The sequence below is a fragment of the Bradyrhizobium sp. 149 genome, from assembly GCF_023073915.1.
GTDB lineage: Bacteria > Pseudomonadota > Alphaproteobacteria > Rhizobiales > Xanthobacteraceae > Bradyrhizobium.
Map to the genome: position 1 here is coordinate 678,273 of NZ_JADPKK010000019.1, position 16,189 is coordinate 694,461.

At 55.7% G+C, this 16,189-nt stretch carries 8 protein-coding genes and 1 pseudogene; 4 read left to right on the forward strand and 5 right to left on the reverse strand.

The window, feature by feature from the left end:
- The first annotated feature begins 679 nt into the window (after nt 1-679).
- Nucleotides 680-2,596: an acyltransferase family protein gene (locus tag IVA88_RS14985; protein ID WP_247497993.1), complete on the forward strand. Its 1,917-nt coding sequence runs from the start codon at nt 680-682 to the stop codon at nt 2,594-2,596.
- A gap of 166 nt (nt 2,597-2,762) precedes the next feature.
- Here the strand turns inward: IVA88_RS14985 and IVA88_RS14990 are convergent, their stop codons facing one another.
- The 3 genes and pseudogenes from IVA88_RS14990 to IVA88_RS15000 all read right to left on the reverse strand — a co-directional run.
- A complete protein-coding gene (locus IVA88_RS14990) occupies nt 2,763-4,001 on the reverse strand; it encodes a hypothetical protein (RefSeq protein ID WP_247497994.1) in 1,239 nt (412 codons plus the stop codon).
- Nucleotides 3,998-5,671 (reverse strand): oligosaccharide flippase family protein, encoded by a 1,674-nt coding sequence (locus IVA88_RS14995; protein WP_247497995.1) that lies wholly within the window; start codon nt 5,669-5,671, stop codon nt 3,998-4,000. Before IVA88_RS14995 ends, IVA88_RS14990 begins: the two co-directional genes overlap by 4 nt.
- 1,694 nt (nt 5,672-7,365) lie before the next feature.
- A pseudogene (locus IVA88_RS15000) lies at nt 7,366-8,631 on the reverse strand (M10 family metallopeptidase); the annotation flags it as partial.
- A 240-nt stretch (nt 8,632-8,871) separates the two neighbouring features.
- On the opposite strand from IVA88_RS15000, the gene IVA88_RS15005 reads away from it, so the two are divergent.
- Together IVA88_RS15005 and IVA88_RS15010 are read left to right on the forward strand one after the other, a co-directional pair.
- Nucleotides 8,872-9,147, forward strand: coding sequence for a hypothetical protein (locus tag IVA88_RS15005; protein ID WP_247497996.1), 276 nt, complete (start codon nt 8,872-8,874; stop codon nt 9,145-9,147).
- A gap of 1,012 nt (nt 9,148-10,159) precedes the next feature.
- Nucleotides 10,160-10,414, forward strand: coding sequence for a hypothetical protein (locus IVA88_RS15010; RefSeq protein WP_247497997.1), 255 nt, complete (start codon nt 10,160-10,162; stop codon nt 10,412-10,414).
- 49 nt (nt 10,415-10,463) lie between these two features.
- On the opposite strand, the gene IVA88_RS15015 is transcribed toward IVA88_RS15010, so the two are convergent.
- Together IVA88_RS15015 and IVA88_RS15020 are read right to left on the reverse strand one after the other, a co-directional pair.
- Nucleotides 10,464-11,516, reverse strand: coding sequence for a hypothetical protein (locus IVA88_RS15015; protein ID WP_247497998.1), 1,053 nt, complete (start codon nt 11,514-11,516; stop codon nt 10,464-10,466).
- 1,787 nt (nt 11,517-13,303) lie between these two features.
- Nucleotides 13,304-13,903 carry a YdcF family protein gene (locus IVA88_RS15020; protein WP_247497999.1) on the reverse strand — a complete coding sequence of 200 codons (600 nt, stop codon included), beginning with the start codon at nt 13,901-13,903 and terminating at the stop codon, nt 13,304-13,306.
- Between the two features lie 638 nt (nt 13,904-14,541).
- Between IVA88_RS15020 and IVA88_RS15025 the strand changes: the two genes are divergently transcribed.
- Nucleotides 14,542-15,447, forward strand: coding sequence for a hypothetical protein (locus tag IVA88_RS15025; protein WP_247498000.1), 906 nt, complete (start codon nt 14,542-14,544; stop codon nt 15,445-15,447).
- Nucleotides 15,448-16,189: the final 742 nt, after the last annotated feature.

Below are 16,189 nucleotides of genomic sequence, written 5' to 3' on the forward strand. Positions count from 1 at the left end.
CCGTTCTACGCCCGCCTGATCGCCGCTCTGATGTTCGTGACGTACGTTCCGGCCTTCTCGAATGAATCGTTGCGAGGCAAAGTGCACGCGGTGCATGTTTCGATGATCAACTAAGGATCCGTGCGATCCGACCCAGTGCCGTTCCTTTCCTCACGACCCACAGAACTCAATCTTGAGCCGCACCGACTTGTGCGACCGTCGTCTTGGACGGCATCGGAGGCAATTCCAAATGAGATAGCCTCTCCTGTCAAGAAGCTGCTTGCGTCGGGAACAGCTGTGGTTTTAATCCTACGGCTGCTAAATGTCCGGCTTCGATGCGCCGCAAGGCTAAGCACGGGCCGCCAAAAGGCTACAGCAGTCCAAGATAGAGCCCGACTCCAGCTTAACCCATGAGCTCCTACGAGAGAAATAATGCAACGCCTTGCCGCTCATAAAGCGGGATCGCGCGTGCTGCTGGTGGACCCACGGCGTGCTTGCAGCAGCGACTATCGTTTTTCATGTTCGATCCTACTTGCATAGCTGCACTTGAGATAGATGAAGCGCCCATAATGAGCAGCGTTCACAAGACCTATATGACGAAATTGGAGAACTTACCTGATGGCCCACTGTTTTTCGTCTGCTCGAGCGACGGCGCGATCACCAACCCTTTACAAAGAGTGCGTGGTGGCGACTAAAGCGCATGAATGATCGTAGGCCAGAAATCGATGGCCTTCGGACAATCGCCGTCGGCGGTGTGCTTCTTTGCCATTTTCGGTCCACATGGTTTCCAGGCGGATATGCCGGGGTGGACGTCTTTTTTGTTATCAGCGGATATTTGATCACAGGACAAATCATACGCGAAATCGGGCAAGGGTCCTTTCGCTTTAGATCTTTTTATCAGCGAAGAGTACGGCGCATATTTCCCGCGCTCCTAGCTGTCATCGTGTCGACGCTTTTTGTTGGCGCTCTGTTTTTCTCGCCGGACAGGATGAGAGAGCTTGGCGCATCGTCGATTGCCGCAATTCTCGCTATCTCCAATATTCTGTTCTGGAGCCAGCAAGGCTACTTCGAAGTCTCTGCAATTTTGAAGCCTTTGCTACACACCTGGTCGCTAGGTATTGAAGAACAATTTTATGGGTTTTGGCCTTTGTTATTGTTCATATTGCCGGCATCGCGTAATGCGCGCCTCGCGGCTGTCGTCGCGATTCTCATTGCCAGCTTGGCCGCGAATATTGCTTTTCGAGACCACACCTCGTCGATTTTCTTTCTACTCCCGTTTCGCGCATTCGAGTTCTGCATTGGCGCTCTAACGACACTCATCGAAAGGAAGACCGCGCACCGAACGTGTGGCCTCACAACCGTCGGCCTAGGAATGGTGCTGACGTCCTATGTAATTTTTGACGAGACAACAGGCTTCCCGTCGTATCCGGCTCTACTGCCGGCTGTCGGAACGGCGTTTATTATTCTCGGCGGCGCAAACAGGTCAAGCAGACTGCTGTTGGGTACTTCCGCCATGCTGTATCTAGGGGCGCGCAGTTATTCGCTTTACCTCGTGCACTGGCCGGTCGCCGTCTTCTACAGCTACCTAACTGCCGCCCCATGGGGCTGGAGAACGGGCCTATGGTTGACCGTTGCATCGATCGGGCTGTCCGAAATACTGTACCGCACGGTGGAGCAGCCGTTCCGATATCCCACGCGCGGCGCTCGCATCGGCAATCCAATCTTCATTCGGTCGACGCTCGCGTTTGCTTTTACGATACTTGCGCTCGCAGCTACGTGCTATCAAAGCGGCTGGATTTGGCGGCTTGGCGATCGAGGCCCTCAATATTCCGCTCTCTCTGCGAGCCCGGCGCGGAACTACGGTGGCGATGGATGCGGCAATAGTTGCGAGACGAATCCAGGAAAACCAGTCATCGCGTATTTCATAGGCGACTCTAATGCTCAGCAATACTATTCGGCGCTGAAGGCTGAGTTCCCCGACGATAATATTCGTATTGTCCAGTTTTCAAGCTGCCCGTTTTTCTCGACCGAATATACGCGCGACTTCTCTGAGCATTCAGATCCATCGCTTTACGATAAAGGATGCCGTGCATCGAGAGCAGCGGCATTCGAGCAGATGCGGCGGTCTCCGGCCACGATTGTTGTCAGCCAGATATGGCTCAATTTTCCATTGATTTCAGAGAGCACGGGCAAAAGGCTTCGCTTCTCTGATTTTTCTGCCGCCGCACCATTTTATGCGGATCAGCTGTCTTCACTAGCAACGAGCGTAGGAGCAGCCTCTCTGCTTGTCATTGGCTCGATTCCAGGAGCCCCCGAGCAGCAACAGGATCCTGTCGATTGCTTATTCCGGCCCATTCGCCTTCAAAATAGCTGTCAAGCTTCAAAGCTCGACGCGGGACGAAAGGCGAGGAACATACAACTGGCCGCAGCCCTTGGCGAGCGCGCAACATTCATTAATCCAATGGATGCGCTGTGTGACGGCGGAGGAACCTGCAGGCTGATCGACGGGACCGTGCCAATTTACAGTGACGCCAATCATCTTACCCACCGCGGAGCAGAGTTGGTTCTTGATCACTTCCGCGACGTCTTACATAAGGGAATTCTCGACAAACATTGACGGGGCAGCTTCGATTACTATGGCAGAGCCTGCCGATTGCGGTTTTGAGGCAGCCCGATCCAGCCGCCGAAGCGGCCGAGAACTTCCAAAACTATTCATCGCATTGTCCGAAGGGACGTTTTTCAAGTTGATCTCGCTGAGTCATTGGCCCAATTGCCATCGCTCCTTAAAGCTTTCGATGCCTTTCGTTGAGGTCTGCAATCGCTCGCGGCAAAATCGCCATGGATCCCCTCATCATCAGCAAGAATAGAACAAAAAATGCGTTCGTTGGGTGGAAAACACTGCCCCAATTCATCATCATGAAAACGATCACCGGAAAACATGCACAAGCCCAAGCATCTCCAGAAAACGCTGATCTGAAAAGCAGGCTGCCGAAATAGCCCAGAAAAAGAAACGCGCTGATCCCGTAGGTCGCAATCAATCGAGTAGGATAACTCTCCGAGCCAGAGGCATCAAGCCCCGGCACTAGGTTGTAAGATACGTGATCCAGCAGCCGAAAGTTGCCTAGCCCCATGTAGTAAGGGCTCGAAGCAAAGATCGAAATGTGCTCTTTCCAAAGCCATGGGCGGTACAATTGTTGTTCGATCGCCAGCGAGTCGAGCTCGGTTGCGCCACGCAGAAGAAGGCGCGACACCAAAGAGGAGTTCTGAAGCATCTCTAGGAGAGGTGCGATTGCAAGTTCGACGGCAATGCTCGAAACCATGACGGCCAGGGCTGCGGCGACCAGCAGGCCGGGCTTTCTGATGCGAGCTTTCGTCAAAACAGCATACAACGAGAAATACACGGCGGCGGCGATCAGGACGGTGCGGACGAACCCGAGCAGGCCAAAATAGGCAGAGACCGCCAGCGCAAGCATGCCTTTCTTGTCAAATTGTTTAGCCGATCGCGTCAAAATCATAAGCATGATGAGCGACATGGTGGCGGAGTTGGCGATGTGGGGGAAGAATGAGGTTCGCCAAGGCCCGTAGCTAGTTGAGGTCTGACCCGGAAAAAAGCCCCAGGGATTAAGTTTCGTCAACATAGCGACCATCACACCCATCAAAAGCGTGCCAAGGAAAATGTCGGTGAGAGTCTTGGTTGTAAGCCGAGTGGTCTCGCATCCACACCACGCGGTGACCCAGACCATCAGGAACAGCTGAGCGAGCGCCTGCAGGTCGCCACGAGCGAACTGGTAGCCACCTGCACAAAGTAAGAACGCCAGCAACAGGATGCCGCGTCCGAGAAGCATCCTGAAGATCTCGCGGATGGAAATCAGGGGTAACATCAAAGCGGGAAGAACTAAGGCCCAATAAATCGCCGAGAAACGTTCGATGGCGACGTCCTGCCCGACGACCATCTGAATCGCGATGGAATTGAGGAGAAATATAACTAGAGAGGTGCTGCTTCCGGCGCCAGGCTTAGTCATTTGCGTTTGTCATTGTCGGCCAGGAGCCATGCTAGCTCATCATTCAACTGGTTCTTGGCAAAGTCGTATGCCGTGTATCCCTCGTTCGTTCTGTCTGACCGGCGAGCCCCTCGAGACAGCAGAAGTTTGACGGCGGGTTCTTGCAAAGATGCCGATGCGGCAATGAGCGGAGTCACTCCAAGCGAGTTTGCCGCGTTGATGTCGATGCCCCGTGCCAGGAGCGTCTCCATCATAACCAGGTCGCCCGCGCGTGCCGCATCGATGAGATGCAGCGGGTCCAATTCTACGTCATCTGCCGCTTCAAAGATGTGCTGCCACTTGCCTGACGGTACGAAGGCTATGGCATACGTAGTCATGGCCAAACCGATCAGGGCAGGCCTTACAAAAGAGCTTGCATCAAGACCAAGAGCTTTCAACCATGGCATCGGGCGACATTGCTGCGCGAGTGCCCAAGTGCCGATGAAGAACAACATTTGGGTAATCATGAATGCCTCAGCCGCGCCGATCAGCCCACGATGCTTGAGTAGGTAATAAGTTATACTGATATCTGCGATGCCGGCAGTTATGGTCACCATCGCCAGGTAAGTTGTGCGCCCGGCATAGAAGATGTAGGTGGCCACCACCAGGTACATCCCGCTGAAGGCTTGCCCGATCGCGATGAAAACGAAGATTGAACCAGCAGCCTGGAATTTCGGTCCGGCGAGCGCAGCGAGAATGAAAGGCGCTGACAGCCCGAATGCAATTGCGGCCGCAAGAACTCCAGCAAAATAGGCGTACGTGAACCGCACAATCTGACGGTCTCGGGCTTGATCGTGAAGCTTCAGGCTCTCGATCAAGTATGGAGAGTAGGCTCGGTTCAGGGCGTCGTTGGCGAGATAGAGAATCATGCCCAGCTGAGCTGCGACAAGATAGATTCCCGTCGAGGCAACTCCAAGCACGTTGGCCACCAGGAAGCGATCCGAAATCATGATGAGCATTGCGCCTGCCGCGTGGGGAACCAGCGGCAGACCGAAACGCAACGCGTCGCCCATGTAGACTGCGTCATGAGGAAGACGAATCAAGCCACTGCGCCGCATTGTATGAAGTGCCAAGCAAGCGGCCACGAACGACGCAAGTGCCATCCCGGAAACACGGCCTTGCCAACCTAGCCCAAGGGATAGAGCTAAGATGAACGACGTCGCCAGATCCGTCGCTCCCTGAAAGCTTCTCAGTGCAGCAAAGCTCAACGGCTTTTTGCTAGATTGCCAGATTGAAAGCTGGACCTGCACGATGAAGGTGCTGGCTGAAAAAGCGACTGCAATCAGAAGCCAACTGCCTGGAAGTGTGAGGTACAGCTTAAGCCAGTCTAGAGTGGTCCACGCGACAAGCAGTGTGACTACTGTGCTGATTAACAAAACGATCAGACAAGATCCGACAAATCGTGGGAAATCGATCGCATCTCGATCGAAATACCTCATCGCTACTGCGCCGTGCGTGCTCAGGCCCGTCGTAATCCCAAAGATCTGCGCCGCCACAGAAAACATGGCGATCTGACCATATTCCTCGGGAGAGAGAGCGCGCGTGAGAATTGGCAGAAGAACGAGCGGCGCGCCGGCGGACAGGCCATTTGCTAAAAGATAGACGAGGGACGACCGAAAAAAGGATGTTCCCAAAAGGAAGAAGGGCCTCACCTTTTATTCCTTCCTGCGCATCCGATGTGATGCACCTCTGAACGTTATCCCATGGATTCATTAGCTGGCATTCAGATCACCCGACATGATCCGCGCCCGCTGCTTGGGACGGTTGCACTTTTCGCCCACAATCGCTCTCCCGCATCGCACGCCGCGTCAATCGCAATTTGGCCCTAAGACCACGCTTGTGCACGGCTAAGGTCGGGTCCTGTCTTAGACCTTTGTAGTAATAGCATAGAATCTGCTTGGCATTTCGCGTGCCCCGTTGATCTCGTGATCGCACCCGAGGTGACGGCAGGTTATGATCACCAACACGCTAGCTCCGTCTCTTGATTGTCCAATATCTCTGAATGTTGACCGCGGCAATCTCGCAAGGATGAATGCGGAACAACGATTGGAACCGCTGAATCTAATACCGGCTCATTATCGGTACTATCGATTCGTGCGAACCCAACGCAGTTTCGACGTAGCTTTGTCGTTGGCTCATGCAAGCAAATCCACTTCGCTCGGTTCCTAAGAAAAACGTCCGCTAGATAGCCCACAATGATTGTCGCCCCGCCCAATATTTCGGCATCCTCAGGGATCAGTAGGGCTGTCGGTCCGAATAGTGCTGATCGAGTGTCGATGGAAGTTCCGAAACTCGCCGCTTTCCCCGCCCCTTTGGTCAAACCGATATGGCCCAAAGCTGCGCGAGAGCCGCTGAGTTAAGACTTCCTATCGCTATCGACTTTGCTGAGTATTGTGGCACCCAAATCGAAGGATGAGAATGCCGCCCCATTCTCCGCATCACTGCATCCGTTACTGGAGGATTGGCTCTCTCAAAAAACCGCATGGCGTTGTCGTGTCGCACCGCCTGATACGAATTTGCGGGGACACGCCATCGCGATAACGCGCCAGCTACAATCGATACCCGTCTTCGTGTCCAGGAAATATGTGCATACTGACTCCGAGCCGCCATTATGCGACGCAGCGAGGCTGATGGAGCCCACTCCCGCAAACGTGCAGCACGCTGTCTCATCATTGATGGGGACTGAAAATGGATGCGCTGCCTTGATGACCTCGATCGGCGCCACGTTCTTGAGGGGGCCACTCCTGCGCAGCGAAATCGTAGCGGTTCCGCTGTTTGCCCGCCATACTGCCATTACTTGGCGAGGTGGAAGTTGCTTTCCGAGATGCCGGATGAAGCCGAATCTCGGGGCGACTAATTGCACATGTCAAACATAAACAATCGTTCCGGCATGAGCTAGGCTCACCAAATGCCCATCAGCCTCGTAATTGTACACTGTGGCGTCCCCACCGTTTAAGTATTTCGTGTAAGCTGACGTTCCGTCATATTTCTCGACAGTAACATACTCAAGCTGTCCGGTCGCGCTGTAACCAGAAATGGCGTCCTTCCAACTTTGCACATGTTGCGTGTCATAAGCGGTTACAAGAAGTGCGTGATTTGCATCATTAGCAGGGTAGATAGACACCGATGTCAGGCCATGACCGCTGTCGTACTGTGATACCGCCATTCTGAAATTATGCATCTGGGCCGAGTTATAATCGGTAAGCGTAGAAGTTCCGTCATCGTTCTTCACCGTGAGGTGATTTAGCCTATTCTCGGAATCGTAACCAAAAACCTCAGAAGTCCAAGGCAGATTATTTGAAGTATCGTACACGACGACTTCACGGTCGGGGGTAACTTGGTTCGCTAGTGTGTCACTTGAAATGACGTTGTCGGCGAATCGAAAATTCTCCACGCCTGTAACGGCGTCAGTGCCGTCTGGCGAACCTGACCGTTGGTCGATTAATGTGAAGGTCTGCGTCGCTAAATTGTATGATATCGCGTAGCTCGCCGCGTTGCCCGAATATACTGCCGTATCCGTGCCCGAGCCGCCCGTGATGGTGTCGTTGCCACCGCCGCCGGTGATCGTATCGTTGCCCGAGCCTCCATTCAGGACGTTGGCGATGACGTTGCCGACGACGGTATCGTTGCCGGAGCCGCCGGTGGCGTTGTCGATCAGCGAATGCAGGTCGTTGTTGTAGAGATAGGCATTGTAGACGTTGCCCGACGCATAATGGCCATTTCCAAGGTTGGCCAGTTGAACCGACGAGAACACGGAAGAGGCGCCTGGATTGAGATTGATGCTCAGGTTCGTCGTGTAGCTCGAAAGGTCATAGGTATCGACGCCGCCACCATCCCAGATCGTCTCGTAGATGCGATTGGCCGAGCCACCGGCACCGCCATTGTCGGCCGGCTGGCCCACGCCGTTAATGAACTCCTGCCCGGTGGTCGGGTTCCACGTATAGACGGTGGTCCCACTCTGAGTCGTGTAGTCCGCGCCGTACATCGTCTGCAGCGCGAGAATATCGTTGGCCATATAGGTCTGCGGATATCCATAGGCTTCATTGGTGTAACCGCTCGTCGTCGAAGCACCGACATAGCTGCGATAGCTCATGACGGTGTATTCGCTGTCGTCGTGCGCGCTCGGCACCGCGACATTGGCGGGACCGCCGGCTTCCTGACTGTGCTTCAGGCCAAGGGCGTGTCCGAGCTCATGCAACGCAGTTGTGAAATAGTAATTGCCGAGGGCAGCCAGCGAATAGTTGTAGGCGGTTCCGAACCACACGTCGCCGCCAGACGCGTAGTTGCCGGGGTAATAGGCGTAGGATGTCGGATTGGCCGCTGGCGATTGCGCGACCATGATGTCGGCGCCGTTCGTCCCGGCGTACTGGATGTTGGCGTTGGTGTAGCCGAGGATCAGTCCGATCGCGTAATTGATCGCCGCCTGCATCTGACTCGGCGCCGAGGCAAAACCCGACGTCGTCGGTTCACTGCTGCCGCCGCTGTAGGGACTGGCGTAATCGCTTGCAGCGTCCGGAAAGCTGTACGTGATCGTGCCGGACCATTTGTAGCCCGACAGCAAGCCGTCGATGTCAGAGTTGTTGGTCGCACTTACGTTGACGGCGGTGGCCAAGGGAATCTCCAAATCAGCAAACCCCAGGTTCGATTCGGGGGCGCGTCAGGTGATTCTAGCTTGAGAGCTAAACGTTTGGTTTAATTTTGGCGGGCCGGTCCAGACTCCTTCCATAAGGCCGTGTTAACTATCAAATCCCGTATTCATACAGTCACGACAAGGACGTCGGTTCCGGCTAGCTGCCGTCTGGCGAGTGAAATCACGAAACTACGTCCCCTTTCGGCCGGTCTGTTCGGCGCCTTGGTGGCGCTCGCCGGGCCGGGCCATCTACCTTTCGGAGGACTGCCTGTAATGGTCGGAAAAGCCAATGCGGATGAGAGCGGCCAACAAGGCGGCACAGCGGGGCGCGCGCCCTCCGTCCCAATGACCCGCGACCCCTCGGCTGCGGTCGCGGAGGAGTACGAATCCGCCCGTCGCAAGGGAACGCGAGAGGCGTTCGAGCTGTTCATTGCGCGCCACGGCGAAGACCCGCTGGCCGAGCAGGCGCGCGCCGAGCTGAAGCGTCTGGCGCGTTGATCCCCATCATGCAGTAAAGCACCGAGTTGGCGGACGGATCAAAGTGCGCTGCCCGCGGGGGCGCTCCGGCGCCCCACCGCCATCCCGACTATGCGACCACGCGAGCTCGAAGAGCCCCACGTGCTCAGCGCCGAGAGCGAGAGCGAACCTTGACGTTATCCACCGAGCCCTGGGTCATTGAGCTAAGCGAGGCCGGCGTGCCCCCGATCTGCGCAATCACCAGAAGACAAGCGTCAATCATTTCGGCACCGCACAAGACCTGCCGAACGATTGATCGCAACAGTCGCTGTGCGGCGGCCCGTGACGCTGTCTCGCAACCGAGCCGCTTGGTAGCGCGGCCGCCGGAACGGGGGAGCAGACCGACGAGGTGTACCGGTCGCGGAATGACCATACACGAAGAACAACAGGCTCAAATGTGCCGGCCTTCGCCTAACACTTTTAAACGCTCTTCGACAGCTTGCTCGATGACTCTGGCCGTCAATAAGGCTGCCCCCTCGACCATGTGCATACCATCTGGCCATCGCGAGTCTCGCTTGGCGAGCGTCAAGTTTAACCATTCCTGTGAGCTGCCGAGACGTCCCAAAGCGGACCGCCGCGTATCGCGAACAGGCCGCGCAGGCTCCAGCTGATCGGCGTAAGGCAATTAAAAAAGCACCACAACGCCTCGGCTTCGAGCAGCTGAAATCAGTTGAGCAAGCTCATCGACGTTTTTTTTTGCAGAGCGGCACTCAGATCCCGAATCGTTTCTATCGCTCGATCGAGATACATTTGATTGTTGTTATCTCGCGCAGCCTCGTTCAGCAGACGGTTAGCGTCTGCAATTGACCCGTCACGATTGCGGGGTGCGTGGAGCCAGTTCTCTTAGGCCGCGACAGCAATCCCGGTAGGACAAAAAAGGATCACTCGTCGCACTCGAAAACGTTTCAACATAGCCGACGTAAAATCCAGATTGGAAGCACAGTGCCGAAAAACGAGGAGTTGCGACGGCTGCGGGAAGAGGCCTGAACAACCGATGTCTGAAAAAATCAAGCGGGTCAGGATTCTTGGAATGCGACCGGGCGAGAACGAAGCCGCTCAGAACGAAGAAACAGCACGACCGGCCCAAGGCCTGTCACAAGGTCCCGGTAATCCAATCGGTGCAATGATATCCCAGAACGGAAACGGTCGCGCATCCGCGCAAGGCCTCGAGCCGGGAACGAAGTCGAGTCGTGCTGGCACGTTCATGATCTCCGATGCCAGCTTTTTAGATTTCCGCTGGAGCTCTTGAACACGTCTTCGGCGATAGCTGGACAATTGAAATGCGGGCCATTGGACGTCTAACTGACGACCGAGGGTAAGGCGGGAGACGATGAGAGGCGCGCGGGTTTCGATTCGGGCGACGTGATGGTTGTTGCTAGCAGAGTCCAAACGGACAGCATGGCAATGGGCATCAAATAATAGGGCGTGAAAATCGGATGACTCAGAAAGAACGCCAGATTTGTAATGAGGTTCACGGCAACGATGCTCGCGGCAGTTTTGTGATGTTGGAAAACCAGCAAGCACGCGGCCCAAAAAATAATTAGGAGCGTTAGCGCACCTTGCATGTCGCTTAGGTAGTCAATGGCAATACTGAAACTGAGATCGGGCGGCAAGGTTTCACCAGGACCATAGGTGGTTTTTAGTATACCGCCGGCATTGATCGAGTTCGCGAGTAGGGTCGGAAGGAGGCCCAGACCGTAGGTCAGGCCGAATATGGCGAGGCGCTCCAAATGTCCAAGCGCCAGCAAGACCGCGAAATAACCCGCAGACAGAAACAGATTTGGGATCCTAAAGCTCACTGCCAAACCCAAGAGAAATCCCAGAGCAGCAGCGGCAATAATCCTGTTACGAGCATTCAGAGAGTTGGCGAGAATGTTCGTCAGATAGCCGCAAATGGCGCAAACAATCAATGTTGGTGCGATCGAGAAACTCGCCTTCGCCGGATTTATCATGAAGTAAAGGGCGGCCAGCCCTACTACTCCAGCCAATGCAATCCAGCGGCGGGAGGCCGCAGACCATATCGCAGCAAGTGCCGCAAACAGCGTGACGACATTCGCAACCGCATAGAGGGAAACTCGTTGGAATCCAGCGGGGAAGATTGATAGGGCGAATCCGGTTCCCGGCGGATATTGAATAATGTATTTATTTCCGGCTAACCTGTGACACGGAAGGCGGTCAGCCACGGACCAATCTGCAAATCCAATTTCTCTGGCGAGGCGCGCAAAATAGCCGTCATCGTCCCGGTCAAGGTTGGTATCAATTCCGCTTACGCCAAAGCGCTGCAAGAGATGAGCCTGTCTTAGATAACAGATGTCGTCATAGACGCCAGTCCGCTCGGTCCACTTGCGCATTGTCCCGAAAATTGCTGGCCAGAACAATTGGACAAAGAAGGCTGCAACCGACCTTCAACATGCGCCCATCGGTGGCCGCCATTCCGAAGACACGCATCTCTCATTGTCCCTGTTCGGAAACTTAGCTGCTATTGAAGGGCGAGAGCAATATGAATCCCAGCAGAGCGCGTCTATCGAAGCAGGCTGCTGACGCTTTCTGGCCACGCTCCGTTGAGCCGCTATAAGGTATTGGGAGTTAAGAAGCACGGCAGGAGCTATGATCTCCTCCCACGCAATCTGGATCATTCGTCTCGAGGAGAATCGACGACCGAGCTAGTCCCACCCGCCGACTGAGAGTATTTGTTTTATTGGGGATTGCTGTACCGCCGTTGCATCACCTGTTGCCGGATATGCCCGGGAGGTAGTATGTTAGCTCTTGGACGGGCGCACCGGCGCCGCTCCAGGATACATCGAAAGCGTGACCGGCAGTGGCCCATTACGCACCGACGACTGAGGGGCGCTGCCACTTAGGTAGGCTCGCGAACCTGCCCAATCCCGGATAGGCTCCATCTCGCGATCGGGTTTCCCGATCGCACAGTCCAAACAAACTTCCCCGCCAACTCCCAAAGTTCGGCGGTTTATTTCTATTTTGAGGTGGCGTCACAGCGATTCAGTTGATTCCGGGCGGTTGCCGATTCGCTTCTTTTAACCAGACCCAGTTGGGCGCCCAACGGCAGTCGCTGATTTTAGGTCGCCCCAGCGATCACCAAGGACTCACAGAAATGTGCATTTCCCCTTCGTCAGGGCTCGTTATCTAACGCTCGAGATTTGTATCAGACCGACGCGCACATGGCGCCGGAGGGGTGAATGCGTCCGTTCAACCGAATTGGGGAATTGATAGGGTGGTCGATCGTCGGTGCGTTCTCAGTACTAGTTGTCGTTCTAGATAGCGCGCTAGCCCGCGCCGCCTTCCTTGCATTCCCCATAGTGAGTGTTTTTGTGATCTGGCGTTTCGCCACGTGGTACAGCGATCGGCAATGGATGCGTAGGCGGGAAATGCGGCTAAGTGAATTGCGGCAGGCCACGGAAAACGGAACGCTGGTCGCCGTAAAGGGGGAAGCTGCAGTAGGTAGAAACAGCGGTTAGGCCGGGGCCGCTCCGCCAGCTCGAAGAGGTGAGCTAGCACGATTTCCATGCCTTTTCGCGTTCGTTCCTCGCTGCCGCACCCGCTGGAACTTACGGGTGGTTGAGATTCGCGAGGAACGCCCCGGCCTATCTGCGGTTACGCGGGCATGGCCATTTTGTATTTGCTCGGCGGATCCACCGTTTTCCTCATGTGGCTGGATTCGTCCCTTACACCACATAGCGAAAGACGGGCTCATCCAAGATGGACCAGTCGTAGCGCGGTGAGGGTGTCTAACCGATGCGTGAAGTCGCAAATTGAGGCGGCTTGCCGCTGCTAAAATCCGGTCTGACCTGAGCTCCTCGTTCCCGCATCCGGCGCACACAAAGGCGGCTCGAGATCAGGCAAGCCAACATTGTCCGGCCAGCGATCGGCTCTGAGTGCAACAATGGCAGTCGTCCAGGCCCCACGGAGTTTCATCTCGCGCATCTCGCCGAACGCGATCTTGAGCAGTCGGCCGTCAGACGGGGCGAGGCATGCCGCTATCAAAACGGCATCGTAAGTACCTCGCAAATTGTCGATTGCAAGTGGGTCCGGGCGGGCGCGAGCTACTGCGTGTCGCGGGTTTCGGAAAAGCCCCGGTCCGCCGGTTCACGGTGGGGCCCTAGCTATCACTGCTGCGCAACTATGGGGCGGTGAAAATGGCATCTCCGGTGATCCAGAGAGCTGCGAGCCCGGTCCACTCGCGGGAAGCGGTTTTCATCTGTCCAAGGCGTTTCAATGGGTCAGGGCGCCAAAAAGTCTTGAGGCCCGTTTGCCAATCCGTTGGGACTGGTTCGACAGCGAATCCGACCTTGCCAAAGAGTTGGACCGAGCGCGGCATGTGATAGGCGGAGGTCACTAGTAGCCATCGCTCGCCTTGTTTCGGAGACGCGATAGCTTTGGCACGAACGGCGTTCTCGGCAGTATTCCTCGCATCTCGTTCGATCTCGATGCGGTTTTTTGAGACTCCGAGGTCCTCGAATGCTTGAGCGGCATAATCGGCTTCGCGGATGTCGTTGCCGGTCAAATTACTGCTGCCGCCTGTGTAGATGATCCGTGCCCTTGGATATCGTCGTGCCAGCTTTGCTGCCGCAACGATTCGAGCGAACCCTCCATTTGGAATTGTTTCGCCTCGCTCGTCTGAGCGATACTCATCGATGCCGCCGCCCAGCACCACAATCCCGTCGGGGGCTTCTGCCGTTGGGCTCCAAGCCGGAAATCGATTCTCGAGTGGCATCAGCATGGCTACGCCGACGGGGAGCGTTCCACAGATGACCAGAGCAGCAAAGGCGCCAAGAACCAGACGATTTCCGAGCCAGGAATATCGGGTGGATAGAAGCGCCAAGCCCAAGATGCCGATCGAGAATAATATGTCTGGCGGTAGCAGCAGCCTGCCAAGGGACTTAGAAAGGAAGAAGTACACGGGTCACCAAGTTTGGGGCGATTGAAAGCGTTTCGCTGAAATGGGCCAAGTCGTCAACATTGGGCCTCGGAACACGCGCGAGCTATTGCGGTGATGGGGGTGGGAAAGCCGCCAGCTGGGGGCTCACCGCCGGCTGCTAAGGCGCAAGCTGGCGGGCCGCTATCCTGCGCGGCACTACGTCATCTCGGAAGACAGACCCTGTACCGCGCTAGGTAGTCATAGTACGGCGGGCAAATAGCAGACGGCCGATCCCGCCCTGTTCCAAGATACTCGCACCTCAGGCGGCGGCGCTCGTGGTTCATCAATCAGTCCGGCCGAAGCCGATTGTGATTCGAGGAAAGCCAAAGCAATCGCCAGTGATACCTAAAGTTTTGGCATACACTTCTCCAGGACCGTCACTTAGTGCTAAAGACCTGAACATCTCCTGAATTGCTCCAGGGTTTTGCGGGCGCTCGCATATGCGTGACAGATTCGGCCTCAAATGGCTAATAAAGTGCGCAGCGGCCGCGGCGCTCGCCCTGGTAATTTGCGCTGCTGCGAAACCATTTCTGCCAAGCGGGATGCAAGCGCCTGCGACAACAGCCCGAGACGGAGCCCTTATCGCCTTGAACCGGTATGTAAGTGAGCCGGCCCCCAAGGTTGTTCTTCTGGGAAGCTCGTTAACTGCACGGATGAGAGAGGATTACTTCGACCATCTAAATGTCCGAAATCTTGCAATCGGCGGAGGATCTCCTCTGACCGGCTTGCGCTTCTTATTGCTGGATCGCCAGAAGCTTCCGAAAACAATTTTGATAGAATCAAATCTGCTCTCTAAAGGGGCTGATGAGAAGCTCATTGAAAGTTATTCCAGTCCCAAGAACAAGAAGGATCTATTTTTCCGCCCTGTCCGCATGGGTGTCGCGGCTTACGAGAATTGGCAACACGCTCCTCGCAATCGAGAGGAGTCAGTCACGGCCGCTAATCGGTTACTGACCGAGGCTGCCCAACAATACAACAATCAACTGTATTTCGATCGAGCGGCTGAGGGCTTTGATCAAGATCTGACTGCCGCGCTGCGAAACAACGTCGATGAGCTTGCCCGACTGATTTCGACCACGCAATCTGAGGGCATTCTGGTGCTGTTTTTCGAACTGCCTTACGCGGATCAACTGGAACACACGCGGCTTGTTCGCGATACACGGCGGTTCGCATTGGATCGGTTCGACAACTCGAAGAATTGGCTAAACTTGACGCTGGCCAAGCATGACTTGCGATGGCCCGATGGTATGCACATGGATGAACGGTCCGCCATACTAGCAGCCAGAGCGATCGAGCAAGCTGTCATTGATCTTTCAAAAACCTCCGCAGTCGGCTTGAGCAAATGACGATCGTGGGGCGATCCCGCTCGTTCGCGCTGGCGGGCCATCGTTCTAGTTTGTGCTCGCGGCTGTCAGTAGTCCTATGCTCTCAGCTCTCACCGACTCGCGCAAGCCGTCAATTCGGTCTTGTTTCTCGGGTTCATTTCTCAACCACGGGCTACCCGCGGTGGCATCCGGTGGTGAGGGTATTCAGCCACCCGCGACGGCTGGTAGCTGTAAGCTCAAGTGGGCTCAAAACGGGCGCAGCGCCCACAAGACGCAACAGAGCTATGAGGGCTATGCGAAGCGGTCCGCAAGCGGATGCTATCGGCCACCAAAAAACGTCATGCCAAATCCTCGCGAACAAAATAGCGACAAGCGTTCAGAGACGGGGCTGATGGCGTTCAGAATGAAAACCAGGGCTGAGAAAGTTGTTTAACCTTCAACCGCTTGGGTGGCGAGCCCGGAGAGATTCGAACTTTCCACCATTGAGTCCGAGGGGCTTAGTCGGAGATATTCGCCTGGAGTTTCGGCACCTCGGACTCGCCGGCTTGCAAGCAGCGGGAGCGACAACTGAAGCGCGACGGAGCTTGCCCGTGGGCAACACGCGGGCTCGCCAGCGTGAGCCGGCGTACCGTTAGTTGTTAGTAGCGTTGAGGTCGACAGAGACCGGATCTGGCATGATAGTCGTAGCGGTCCGGGCACACGGCTGAACCAGCCCGATTCCACCTCGGCTCGATTCCCCCACCGCCCCCATACCCCCCACCAG